Source organism: Paraburkholderia sp. UYCP14C (genome assembly GCF_004197395.1).
In the GTDB taxonomy this organism is placed as follows: Bacteria; Pseudomonadota; Gammaproteobacteria; order Burkholderiales; family Burkholderiaceae; genus Paraburkholderia.
The window spans coordinates 41,677-53,262 of the sequence record NZ_SELS01000057.1 but is presented as its reverse complement, the minus strand read 5'-3'; the positions used below and the strand labels follow the sequence as shown (position 1 = coordinate 53,262).

At 56.7% G+C, this 11,586-nt stretch carries 11 protein-coding genes and 1 pseudogene; 2 read left to right on the top strand and 10 right to left on the bottom strand.

Going from position 1 to position 11,586, the window contains the following annotated elements; genetic code table 11:
* Positions 1-357 precede the first annotated feature (357 nt).
* Positions 358-542: pseudogene (locus tag EVC45_RS34935) on the bottom strand (IS5/IS1182 family transposase); the annotation flags it as partial.
* A gap of 282 nt (positions 543-824) precedes the next feature.
* Here EVC45_RS34935 and EVC45_RS34930 point away from each other — a divergent pair.
* The gene (locus EVC45_RS34930; protein WP_129962704.1) at positions 825-1,097 is read left to right on the top strand and encodes a DUF4148 domain-containing protein; all 273 of its coding nucleotides are present in this window, start codon (positions 825-827) and stop codon (positions 1,095-1,097) included.
* A gap of 48 nt (positions 1,098-1,145) precedes the next feature.
* On the opposite strand, the gene EVC45_RS34925 is transcribed toward EVC45_RS34930, so the two are convergent.
* On the bottom strand, positions 1,146-2,204 hold the full coding sequence (locus EVC45_RS34925; RefSeq protein WP_129962703.1) for an ABC transporter substrate-binding protein: 1,059 nt from the start codon (positions 2,202-2,204) through the stop codon (positions 1,146-1,148).
* 398 nt (positions 2,205-2,602) lie between these two features.
* Here EVC45_RS34925 and EVC45_RS34920 point away from each other — a divergent pair, with 398 nt between their 5' ends.
* A complete protein-coding gene (locus EVC45_RS34920) occupies positions 2,603-2,815 on the top strand; it encodes a DUF4148 domain-containing protein (RefSeq protein WP_129962702.1) in 213 nt (70 codons plus the stop codon).
* 674 nt (positions 2,816-3,489) lie between these two features.
* Here the strand turns inward: EVC45_RS34920 and EVC45_RS34915 are convergent.
* The 8 genes from EVC45_RS34915 to EVC45_RS34880 all read right to left on the bottom strand — a co-directional run bounded on the left by EVC45_RS34915 (position 3,490) and on the right by EVC45_RS34880 (position 11,557).
* A complete protein-coding gene (locus tag EVC45_RS34915) occupies positions 3,490-4,749 on the bottom strand; it encodes an MFS transporter (RefSeq protein WP_248295375.1) in 1,260 nt (419 codons plus the stop codon).
* Positions 4,750-4,759: 10 nt separating this feature from the next.
* Positions 4,760-5,140, bottom strand: a complete 381-nt coding sequence (locus EVC45_RS34910) for a hypothetical protein (RefSeq protein WP_248295379.1) — start codon at positions 5,138-5,140, stop codon at positions 4,760-4,762.
* Positions 5,141-5,409: 269 nt separating this feature from the next.
* Positions 5,410-6,561 carry a porin gene (locus EVC45_RS34905; protein ID WP_129962700.1) on the bottom strand — a complete coding sequence of 384 codons (1,152 nt, stop codon included), beginning with the start codon at positions 6,559-6,561 and terminating at the stop codon, positions 5,410-5,412.
* 277 nt (positions 6,562-6,838) lie between these two features.
* Positions 6,839-7,900 (bottom strand): ABC transporter substrate-binding protein, encoded by a 1,062-nt coding sequence (locus tag EVC45_RS34900; RefSeq protein ID WP_211193527.1) that lies wholly within the window; start codon positions 7,898-7,900, stop codon positions 6,839-6,841.
* A gap of 72 nt (positions 7,901-7,972) precedes the next feature.
* Complete coding sequence (locus EVC45_RS34895; protein ID WP_129962699.1) at positions 7,973-9,121, bottom strand: cupin domain-containing protein; 1,149 nt, start codon at positions 9,119-9,121, stop codon at positions 7,973-7,975.
* A gap of 77 nt (positions 9,122-9,198) precedes the next feature.
* Positions 9,199-9,807, bottom strand: coding sequence for a cupin domain-containing protein (locus EVC45_RS34890; RefSeq protein WP_129962698.1), 609 nt, complete (start codon positions 9,805-9,807; stop codon positions 9,199-9,201).
* A 2-nt stretch (positions 9,808-9,809) separates the two neighbouring features.
* Positions 9,810-10,430, bottom strand: a complete 621-nt coding sequence (locus EVC45_RS34885) for a cupin domain-containing protein (RefSeq protein WP_248295378.1) — start codon at positions 10,428-10,430, stop codon at positions 9,810-9,812.
* Positions 10,431-10,456: 26 nt separating this feature from the next.
* Positions 10,457-11,557, bottom strand: a complete 1,101-nt coding sequence (locus tag EVC45_RS34880) for an ABC transporter ATP-binding protein (protein ID WP_129962697.1) — start codon at positions 11,555-11,557, stop codon at positions 10,457-10,459.
* Between the last annotated feature and the right edge of the window lie 29 nt (positions 11,558-11,586).

The following is an 11,586-nucleotide window of genomic DNA, read 5'->3' as shown; positions in this document are numbered from 1 at the left end:
CCGCCCGCTGTCTACCAGCTCGCGCCCCGGATTCCGACCAGCTACTTTCCATAATCAACAACTTGGCATAATCGGCCATAGGAGACGCTCGGAGATAGGAGCGGTGCGTCGGCTCCAGGTTGGTTTGCTGCCATTCGCGACCCGGCGTCGGCTAATGGCTCTACTCACATCAATGAACGAGTCTTCCCGACCCAGGGTGTGTGGAAACACGCGCTGAACCACAATACGATGCGCGGATCTTACGCCACCTGGCGCGCTTGACTGTCTTCGGGGCCAATACGGCAAAGCTGCTCCGTTAAACGGCGCGGATATCGTCTCGCAGGCTCTTCTGGATCTGTTTTAGGACGTGCGGAGTGCTCACACGCCCGCCAACCGCATTGCCTTCATCGTCTTCTTGAACCCCAGGATTCTCAGCACCCGCATAAGGTTGTAGGCAAGCACGTTCAGGCTCATCTCGGTACCTACATTGGGCAGCCTGCGCGTCAGGAAGTGTGTGAGCCCATCCAGTGCTTGAACGTGCCAAAGACGTGTTCGACGTTCCTGCAGTTGATTCTGGACGACCGCGCGAAGCCTGACGGCGCGTGAAGTCTCGTTCACTCTTTCTTTGAAGCTTCGCCTCACGGCTGCCGTCCGGGTCCAGACCGGACCAAAGTGCTGAGGGATCTGCTCGTGGATGTCATCCATACGGGCAATGCCGAGTTCATTTGACGTTCCTCATGAAGGAACGCCTTTCCAAATAAGTAACACCGCTTAAGTAAAAACCCGTATAATGGTTTCCGCGGGTTGCCCCTGTGCGCACCCACGAACCACTACAGAAATCTCATATGAATTTGCTCATCAAAATGGCCTTCGCCGTTGTCCTTATCGCTCCGGTGCTGTCGCGTGCTGCCGACTCGCTTACGCACGCGCAGGTACGCGCGGAGTTGATTCAACTGGAAAAGGCAGGCTACAACCCTGCCGATGAAAGCGACTACCCGCAGAACCTGAAGCACGCACAGACTATCCTGGCGCAACAGAACGAAGCTAACACTGCGTACGGTTCGGATCCCGTCGGTGCATCGCAATCCAGCAGCAAGACGCAGTCGGGCGAAAAGTGAAGAGCTGCCCTGAATCAGGCAGTTTTCTTGTTTTCAGGAACTTGAGCTCTAACCCAGAAACAGGTGGTTAAAGAGGTCATTCCATTTGTTGCGCTCGGCCGCTGACATCGCAGGATCGACAGGCGTTATCTGGCTGTTCTGGAACGGTGACGGGATATTCCGATGCGTCGGGATGTAGTCCATATTCGCCAGAATGTTTTGCGCGTCCATCGAGAGCATGTAATCGTAGAGCAACATGCCCGCGGCCGGATGCGGTGCATGTTTGAACAGAGCAATGCCATTCGCTCGCGCAACGGCTGGCTCCAACAGAAACCAGTCGATAGGTGCATTTTTGCGCTTCGCCTGCATAGGCATGTAGTTGTAAGTCTCAAGCGCAAGCGGTACTTCGCCTGAGGCGACCATATTGTTCAGCAATGAGTTACCGTTGCGGACAGATACGCCATTAGTGGCAATCAATTCCTTGAAGAAGGCGATGCCTTTTTCGGTACTCATCTGCTGACAAACGGTTGCAAACCAGTCGGCGCTCTTCGACTCGATGCCGAGTTTGCCCTTCCATTTGGGCAACAGCAGATCCTCAAAGGAAGAGGGCAGATCTTCTTTTTTGATGGCGTTCGTATTGTAAGACTGAACCCAGACGGACAGCAGAGTAGGCGCCCACATGCGATGTTCGGGCACCGATCCTGGAACCAGGTCTGCGAACATGGGAGATGAGACAGGCTGTAACAGGTTCTCCTGTCGCAGATTATCGAGGAACGAAGAGCCGACATGCACGTTATCCGGCATATAGCGACCGGCTCGCGCTTCTGAAACGGCGCGTTGCACGACTTGCGCATCGCCGGCGCGCCAGATGTTGACCTTGACACCGTACTTTTTCTCAAACGGACTGAATAACGGCTCGAGGTCCGATTTCGCGATCGTGGTGTAAAAATTCACCTGCCCTTCTTTTTTTGCTGCTGCGAGAATCCGGGCTGCGCGATCCGATCCGCTATAGTCGGCCAGTGCAAGATTCGGCGAAATTACCTCGGTCGATCTGGCAGGGAACGACACGAATGCCGCGCTCGATGCGAGGCCCAAACTGGCTTTCAATATGGTACGTCGGGTAATCATCCTGTCTCCATGCTTGAAATAAGACGCCCCGGATGTGGCAGCATTCGGGACGGTCGTTTACGCATGCTCGCGTATCACTGATTCAGACCAATCGTGCTCGGTTATGCGCGGGCTTTGATCCACGTAACCCGTGATTTTCGGTGGACGCATGATCGAAGGAGGGCGCGGATACGTTCGCAGGAAAGCGCGACGTAATCCGATCGCTTCAATCACCCACTCATTTCCTCAAGTTGTCCGATCTGACAACGGAAATTCCTTCCCCGAATTCGGAAACGGCGCACGTCAATTTGACGCACGCTGAATCCCACTATGTGTAAATTAGTAATTTCCCTATGGCCGTCTATAATATTTGTAGGCTGATCTGAGAAGTCCGACGTTTACACCTCAGAGGTAGGACCATGAAACTCCTGATCAATGCTTTTTGCGCCGCTTTCATCCTCGTCCCAATGGTGTCGCATGCAGCCGAGTCCGTCACGCGCGCCCAGGTGATCAAAGAACTTGAACAACTGGAAGCGGCGGGCTACAACCCCGGTGTGGCCGAGGACAGCTATCCGGAGAATCTGCAGCAAGCGCAGGCAGTCCTTGAGCGGCAAAAGTACGGCCGGAACTGACCGCGTAGGACCCGAATACGCTATTGCTTGAGGGACGTCGCGCGCCTGGTCATACGAAACACCGACGCCGTTCCATGGCGTTTTGTACATCGCCATCACCGAGCAATCGCACCGATATCGGCCACGAGAGGCGGCCCGGTATTTGCACGTGCTCGTTCAGTCGGAAAGCTCCATGCATTAATGGAAAGAGGAATTCCTCCAGAAGCAGCCCGATTGTTCCAGCAGCAGACCCTCGTCGTGCAGCGCTTCCATTTCAGTTCGCCGATACACGGGGATATAGAGCATTTATTGTTTATTGCCCCAACTGTTACGTGATTTCAATTCTCTACCAGAATTCGACCATTTCTCTCCATGATCTTATTCGTGGAATTTCAGTTCCGCTATGCGGACCGGCGAACCAGTTTCGATGAATTAAATCTACTTGCCGCTAATATTGATGTCAATCAGGATTCGCGGTTTATCGGGTTAACCCCGTTCGGAATGGCTCGAACAGGTAGTCAGATACGAAATGTTCTGCACTTCGAATCGACTTGCTCGACGTCGCGTAGTAACAATGCTTGGTGGATGACTTGTGTCAGCGACTCTGAACGTCCCGGCTCTGAACGTCCCGTTTATCGGAAATAAAAAGGGGCGCCAAAGGCACCCCCAAACAACACCAGTAGAAGTATCAGGAATCAGGCTGAGGTGCTCGCCGCGAGTGGGGCACGCTTCTTCGGGTCACGTTGTTCGGGATACACGTATGGCCCGAGACGCATGATCGAGACCACGGCGATCGAAACAAAGACTGAAAACGTCCAGAGGGCGATCCGGTAGGAGTGGGTGAGGTCGAACGAGAGCCCGGATGCGAAGATCATGATGCCGGCGCCCCATCCCCACGCCATCCACATCGCACCACTGACGCGTCCAAACAGGCGCAGGTCGAAGTAGCGGCTGACGATGAACGTGATGATGTCTGCTTCCGCGCCGATCGAAATGCCGATCAGTCCGGCAGCAATCATTGCTGTATAAGAGGTTGCACCCGAGGCGAGAATGAGCACACCGACAAGCGTGAGCGCGAACGACATCGCGGCACAATAGGGCGCGTGAACCCGATCCATCAACCAGCCAGCGAACAGACGGCCAACCGCCGATGTAGAACCGGCGATCGACAGCATCGTTGCAGCAGCCATGACCGTCTCGCCGCGATCGGTCATCATCGGTACGAGCTGAGAGAGCAACGCGAGCAGCACACCGGACACACAGATGATTGAAAGTCCCAACAGACGGAACGTGTGATCGTTGAGGAAAAGTGTCCAGAGCGACGGTAGTTCGTGTCTCGCTGCATGGGTTTTACGCACAAGCTCTTCGTCGACGCCTGGCGGCATCTTGACGAGAAAGTAGAGCGCGGGAACGGAAAACACGGCCATCAACGCAGCGACGCCGAAGTAACCGGCACGCCATCCGAAGTGCATCAGCAGGTAACCCGCATAGTGCGGCATGAACATCGCGCCGACTGCCGTACCGCCGACCATCAAACCGAGCGCCAGACCACGCTGATGATCGAAGCGGGCACAAATGACTTTCGCATAGGGCAGCGCGTTCGTGCTGGGCGCGAACAGACCGACCGCAAGGAATGCCAGTGCGAATATCCATGGAGATGCCGGCAACACACCCACGAGCGCCGTGGACAGCGCAAACAGGATCAGAAATAGCAGGGTAGGACGACGCACCCCCATTTTGTCGATGAGCGAACCGAGAAGGATCGTTCCCGGTCCCATCGAAAACTCGAAGACAGTCAGGCCGAGGGACACCTGTGCGCGGCTCCAGTGATTCTCGGCCGCGATCGCCTTGATAAACATGCCGAACATGAATGCCGACAACACACCTGCACCGACAGAGAGACAGATCGCACCGCCGACTACCGTCCACCATCGATTAATGTCGCGTTTCAACATATTCTCCTTGCTACGCGCCGAGTGCGGAAAGCAGATCGTCCAGATAACCGGCGTTGGTCGGCAGAACCATCATCGTGCTGTAAGGGCGCAGCGTATCGGCCGTGCTGCCAGAAGCCTTCCCGGAGGGGCTGATCACGACGGACACAGTGACGCCATTCATGCGGTATCTCTTCGCCGCGACCGCAATCGCTTGAGCATCGTCACCTTCACGGCCCGCAATCACGACGGTATCAGGCGTACCGAGCCATTCGTCTAGCGCTTCAGGGTTTAGGTCGGCGTCCGCATCCGAGCATTGCAAAAGTGCAGCGAAATCGCTCGCCATCGAGAATTCCACATCGGCATAAGTGCGGCAGCTTGCGACTTCTGGATCGTTGTCCGTCAGTGCGATCACGCGAATGCGCCGTGGCGAGGAATTCGAAGTCTGGATTCTGTAACGCACTTCGGATGGGGTCTGGTAATCAGGCATAGCTTACTTGCGCAGATCGCTCGTGATGTGAATGGCACCGCCCGTGAGAGTGGCGACGCGCAGCAGTCCGGTCGAAGAAGAAATCGCGAGACGATCGAACGTCCGGATTTCCGTGCGGGACGGTTCAACTGCAACCGCAGCATTGAAGGAAGGGCGTGGGGGTTCGCTCTTGATGCGAACCCCCGCGCCGCTGCTTAGAAGCGATGTCGCAGCGTGAGCTTCACTGCGACCTGGGTCGGTGTGGTCGAGGCACCGAGCGATCCGATTGTTGCGACCGCCGCCTTGCCGGTCGAATCTTTACCTGCAGCTTCCTGCCAGACCCCGGCAAGCTGGATATCCGTGGCCTTGGACAGGAAGTAATCCGGACCCGCAATGACCTGGTGATAGTGTGCCGATCTGCCGGGCGCACGCACTGTCGTATAGTCGTAGGCAGCAGCGACCATCAACGTCGGCACGAGGCGATAACGGATGTTGGCTTCATAGCTGCTGAGCGTAGCCGAGCCGGTATTAGGCGTCGTAGAAGTCTTCAGCATGTCGCTGAAGATCGTGCGTGTGTAGATCAAACTGACCTGACCGCCAGTACCGAACCTGTAGCCAATACCTGCTGCGAAGATCTCCTGTGAATTCGCCGACAAAAAGCCACTGAATGAAGGCGATTTGCCCGGCGACGTGAATTTCGGATCAGCGGGTCCTACCGTGCTGTCGTAGACCGAGACAGCAGGGTTGTTGATATTCTCGTATGCAATCACGCCGAGAACAGGACCCGAAGCGTAGGTCATAGCCAGTTGATACCGGCGATTTGTCGCAAAGTTACCCGGCGTCCCGCCCGGTGCGAATACCCCATCGAATTTGAAACCCGCGAAAGTGGGCGAGATATAGCGAATCGAACTGTCCCACCGGAAATTCGCGTTCAGGTTATCGAAATCGCCCTGGTGGCTCCCGATCCACGCCCAGATGCCCGTTGCTCCCAGGGGCTCGCCCACATCATCATGCATCGCGTCGTATTGTCGGCCCATCGTTAGTCGGCCGTACGGCGTTTGCAGACCCATCCATGCGGATCGGCCGAAGAGACGTCCACCTTGCGAAAGCGTGCCTGCCGATGCGTCGAAACCGTTCTCCAGATCGAACACCGCCTTCATACCGCCACCAAGATCCTCTGCACCACGGAATCCCCAGCGGCTGCCGTTGGTTTGACCTTTGACCATGCCAAAGACCGAACCGCCACCCTGATTGTTAATGTAGTTGACCCCTTGGTTGATGACGCCGTACAGCGTCACCGAGCTTTGAGCGTGTGCAACGCCGACGAGAGCGGGGAAGACTATCAGCGGAAGTAATTTTGTTCTCATGTGTCTCCAATCCTGACTTTAAATGACAACCGATCTATATCCGGCTGTTCCTTGCATGCAAACAAGCCGTAGTCTGTCGAAACAAATCGCACAACCAATACAGAAATGCCATTTGTGCCGGCACGGGAATGACTACGGCACTGCATTTGAGATGTGACGCGGCGCTGACTGGATGCCGGTCGGACTTCAAAGCGCTAACATGTCGCCTCAAAACAGAACTACTGCCATTCGAGGCGAGGATCAGACAGGCGGAGCAACTTCCCCGCCCCGGCATTCATTACGTGCCGTTGAACACGCTATCGAACAACGCCTGGTTTTTAGCCTGGTTGTCGATGATGTCCTTGTTCGAAATGACCTGCATCGCCACGTCCGGCAGCTTGCGCTTGACCGTCGTATTCGTCACGGCCATATCGTGTGCCGCATACATGGCCTGACCATCCGTGAGCAGGAAGTCATAGAACAGGACCGCTGCGTTCGGATGCCTGAGCATGTGCGCGACGCCGACGCCGTTCGGCTGGGTGATAGCCGGTCCGATTGAGAACCAGTCGATAGGCGCACCTGCCTCCTTCATGGACTGGACTTTGTAGTTGTAGATGCCGAAAGCCATCGGCACGTCACCCGAGGCGACCAGATTCGCTACGAGCGTATGGCCGCGACGCACCGACACGCCGTTTTTGGCAACGATCTGCTTGAACAGGTCGATACCCGGTTGACCGCCGAGGTTGTGCACGGTTTGCGCGAACCACGGCAGCGAGTCCTGGCCTTCCACGCCGAGCTTGCCTTTCCACTTCGGCTCGAGCAGTTCTTGGTACGTCTTCGGAAGATCGGCCTTTTTGATCAGGTTCGTGTTGTACGCGACGGTGAACACGTTCAGGCGCGTCGCCGTCCACGCGTTGTTGTCCTGAATCGCGGCGGGAATCAGCGATTTCAGAACGGGCGAGCTGACCGGCTGCAACAGCTTTTCACGATACATCGCTTCGAGCTGCGGGCCGTTGGTTTCGAACACGTCGGCTTCGTAGCGGCCGGCACGGCCTTCCGAAATGGCGCGTTGCAGAATGCCGGAAGCGCTTGCGCGCCAAACAGTGACGTGTACGCCGTATTTCTGCTCGAACGCCTTGATGACCGGATCGAAATCATCGGGCGGCAGGGACGAGTACACCGTCAGTTTGCCTTCCTGCCTGGCCGCAGCGACCAGTTTTTGCATGCGATCCGCGCCGCTGTATTGTGCGACGGGTTCGCTCGATACATAACCGGCCGCGAGAGCCGGACTGGAACCGATGAACGTCAGCGTGGCGCTGAGCAGCCCAGCGATTGTTGCAAGGCGGAACATCTTGTTCATCACCTCTCTCCGAAGTGTTTGTTATCGCCGGGTACGTCGAAATGACATACCCAGCTTTTCAGCCGTGGCGATTTAACGGGTCAACGACAGAGATTCACCGACAGGGCTTGCGAGCGGCGGCAGCGTTTCGAGTTCCTTCTCGTACGCGCCGTCCATCTGCATCGCGAGGCCGATCTTTTCCAGCTCCGCCGAGAACGTCGAACGGATGACGGGATTTTCGTCCGCGTAGTCGATCTGGCAGCCGCCGATGCGACGCGAAATCCACGCCTTCGGCACGCCTTGCGAATTGCGCTGCGATACGACTTCGTGCTTGAGGGCGAGGTAACGCGACGGATTCGGGTTGGTGTTGAAGTGCTGGTGGAACTCGCCGTTGGCCGGCGTGATCAGCGAACCGGCTTGCCAGTCGTAGCGCTTCGGCTCTTCGCCTTCACGCCACATCATCGAGTAGCCCGAACCGCTCATGATGATCACGTGCGCGCCTGGGCCGTGCGAGTGCGCTTTCTTGTACGTCGAGGTCGGGAACTGCGAAATATGGCTATTCTGCGATCCGCGCGCCATGTTGAAGCGGATGTGACCGCCGCCGGCACCACGTTCAGCGGCACTGATGAGCGGCAGGTTCACCGCGTCAGCGACGAAGTTCGTGTCCATTAGCAGACCCTTCTGTTCGCCGCCGTTAGCGAAGTAGTCGGGCTCGCCGTTGAAACGGTTCTTGAAATCGTACGCGGTGCCGAAAATGAAATCGATGTCTTCGAGCGCGTTGATCGTGGGAGGGCCGTTCGTGACCGCGACGAAACGCGCGGCATCCTTGCCAGACGTGTTGTAGTGCGTATGCCAGCAGTTCAGCGGGATGGCGAAGAGGGCGCCCGCCTGCCATTCGAACGTGACTTCCGCGCCTGCTTCGTTGCGAACGGTAGTCGATCCCCGGCCGCTCAGGACGTAGATCATTTCTTCGAACAACTGGCGCTGCGGTGCGAGCGATTTGCCCGGCGGAATTTCGCAGACGTAGCAGTCGTTCGACGTGCGCGACGCTTCGTGGTTGATGTAAACACCCTTGCCGCCGCGACGCGCCCAATCCTTCAGATCGACCGTACGGAGGTCCGGGATGTAGTGACCGTCGATGATGTCCAGGCCTTGCTCGGCAATCCAGCGCGTATATGCCGTTTCCTTCTCGGTAGCGAATTTCTTCGCCATGTCCTCGGAAACAACTGCGTTCTTGCTCATTTACTTCTCCATTCAATGCTTGTTCTTACACGACAAGATAGCCCGCAGACCCGCAAGCTAACCGATTGAGGCACTCCTTAGACGGTTGCCGTGTTCTTCAGGTACTCGCGAATCTTCTCGGCTGTGAGCGTCACGGCCGGATCGTATTCCGGCGCGTCTTCGAGTTGCTGCAGATCGTTGAGGCCGCTCTTCCAGAAAATGCGGTTGATCGCGGAAATCAGGCGCACGGGGCGATCCGGATCTGCGTTGAAGTGCTGGTGCGCGGTGCCAGGCGGAATATAGATCACGTCGCCGGCTTCCCATTCGAAGCGCTTGACTTCACCGACCGGCTTCCACGCGTACTGATCGACGATTTCGACGTCGTAGTCCTGGTGCAGGTCATAGCCGCGACCTTCGAGCACGTACAGGCACTCTTCCGCCAGATGACGGTGCTTGCCCGACTTGCTGCCCGGCGGGATGATCTGCATGTACGCGTCGACCGTCTCCATGCGCGTGTTCATGCCTTCGTTCAGCAGGTGCTTGAGCAAGCCTTGACGCGACATTTCCCACGGCATGTTCTCAGGCCGCACGATCTTTGCGCGCTTGGCGTTACGCTCCGAGGCTTGTTCGGCGTTTTCCAGCAGGCCCTTGTAAAGCGCGCTATTTTCCTCGCCGGCCAGCCAGTTTCCCGATTCGCTCCATGCCATGATCAGTAGCCTCCTTCCGGATGATTGAAATCAGTTTCTTCCATGCGTGCGACGAAACCGGCACCGGTCGGAGACGGCTCGTCAGGGCGGGGTTCTACAGTCTTCTGGAACAGCATGTTCATGAACATGAACATCGGCTTCGTCTTGATGACGAGCGCACGCGCGGGTTTGTCCAGGCTGCGGTTGAAGTGCTGGTGCACGCAGTTGTTGTGCACGATCGCGATGTCGCCGGCTTCCCAGTCGTAGCGGATGCCGTCGTGCACTTCGTAACCGATGCCGTCGAGAATGTAGAACGCCGCTTCGTTCACGTGGCCGTGCTTCTGCGAATGACCGCCAGGCGAGTATTCTTCGAGGTGGATGTGGAACGTCTGCGTGATGCCGTTCTTCGGCTGCACATAGTGGCGGCTGAAGGTCTGGGGTCCCTTGCTGAACTTGACTTCTTTACCTTTGCGCACGCGCGGAACGGAACGCAGACGCTCCAGTTCTGTATTCAGGTTGTACGCGCCTTCGATGCCACGGACGAATACGCGATTCTTCACATTACCAGCGGCGCTGTGATGCGATTCTTCAGCGCGCTGATCTTCCTCATACATCGCGTTCGGGTCGATGTTTGCTTCAGACATAGTGCCTCCTTGTTGATACAGCGAAGTTATTGCGGGTTCAACGCGATACAGCGGGCCGGGTCGATGGTGACCCAGATCTTCGCGCCAACCGGCTCGCGATGCGACGGATGCGCACGTGCGAGCAGAATCTGTTCACCGACTTTGATCTGCAAATCAAGCGTTTCGCCAAGGAATACTTTTGAATAGACGGTACCTTCGAATACATTGCCATGTTCGATCGTCGGCTTGCTATCGAAGATTTCAAGGTTCTCCGGGCGCAACGACACTACGGCTTTTGCACCGACGGTCATGCCCTCACTGTGGTCCACCGTGATCGAACCGATCGCCGAATCAACGGTCAACTTCTGACCCTCCGTGGTTCGGACCGTGCCGTCGACAAAGCTTGTCGTCCCGATGAAATCCGCCACGAACCGGTTGGCCGGTTGCTCGTAGATGTCGCGAGGGCGCGCCTTCTGGACGATGTGGCCGTCTTTCATGATCGCGATTTCGTGCGACATGGCGAGCGCTTCTTCCTGATCGTGCGTGACGTAGATCGTCGTGACTTTCAGCTCGCGTTGCAGACGCTTGAGTTCGAAACGCATCTTGTCGCGCAGCTTTGCGTCGAGATTCGACAGCGGCTCATCGAGCAATAGCAGTTTCGGCTCCATCACGATCGCGCGGGCGAGTGCCAAACGCTGCTGCTGACCGCCGGACATCTTCGTTGCATCACGATCCGCTGCATGGTCGAGGCCGACTGCGGTGAGCGCGCGCATGACCTTGTCGGCAATCTGCTGTTTGGTGAATTTCTTCGTGCCGACTTCGAGCGGAAAGCTGCAATTCTTGAACACGGTCATGTGCGGCCAGATGGCGTACGACTGAAACACCATGCCAAACTGACGTTTGTTCGGCGGCACGAAGGTCTTGCGATCAGCATCGAAGACGGTCACGCCGTTCGCAGTGATTTTTCCGCCATCGGGTTTCTCAAGACCCGCGATCGAGCGCAGGGTAGTGGATTTACCGCAGCCGCTCGGGCCGAGCAGCGTGAACAGCTTGCCTTCAGGAACCTCGAAACTCACATTTTCGATGCCCGCGACCTTCACGCCGTGACTGTCGAGATACACCGTGTTCAGATTCTGAATATTCAGCATTGTCGTCTCAATAATTTGTGTTACGGCGA

Excerpts from the sequence above, each read along its gene's own strand:
- EVC45_RS34930 (WP_129962704.1), top strand. The coding sequence starts at position 825 with ATGAATTTGCTCATCAAAATGGCCTTCGCCGTTGTCCTTATCGCTCCG.
- EVC45_RS34925 (WP_129962703.1), bottom strand. The coding sequence starts at position 2,204 with ATGATTACCCGACGTACCATATTGAAAGCCAGTTTGGGCCTCGCATCG.
- EVC45_RS34920 (WP_129962702.1), top strand. The coding sequence starts at position 2,603 with ATGAAACTCCTGATCAATGCTTTTTGCGCCGCTTTCATCCTCGTCCCA.
- EVC45_RS34915 (WP_248295375.1), bottom strand. The coding sequence starts at position 4,749 with ATGTTGAAACGCGACATTAATCGATGGTGGACGGTAGTCGGCGGTGCG.
- EVC45_RS34905 (WP_129962700.1), bottom strand. The coding sequence starts at position 6,561 with ATGAGAACAAAATTACTTCCGCTGATAGTCTTCCCCGCTCTCGTCGGC.
- EVC45_RS34900 (WP_211193527.1), bottom strand. The coding sequence starts at position 7,900 with ATGAACAAGATGTTCCGCCTTGCAACAATCGCTGGGCTGCTCAGCGCC.
- EVC45_RS34895 (WP_129962699.1), bottom strand. The coding sequence starts at position 9,121 with ATGAGCAAGAACGCAGTTGTTTCCGAGGACATGGCGAAGAAATTCGCT.
- EVC45_RS34890 (WP_129962698.1), bottom strand. The coding sequence starts at position 9,807 with ATGGCATGGAGCGAATCGGGAAACTGGCTGGCCGGCGAGGAAAATAGC.
- EVC45_RS34885 (WP_248295378.1), bottom strand. The coding sequence starts at position 10,430 with ATGTCTGAAGCAAACATCGACCCGAACGCGATGTATGAGGAAGATCAG.
- EVC45_RS34880 (WP_129962697.1), bottom strand. The coding sequence starts at position 11,557 with ATGCTGAATATTCAGAATCTGAACACGGTGTATCTCGACAGTCACGGC.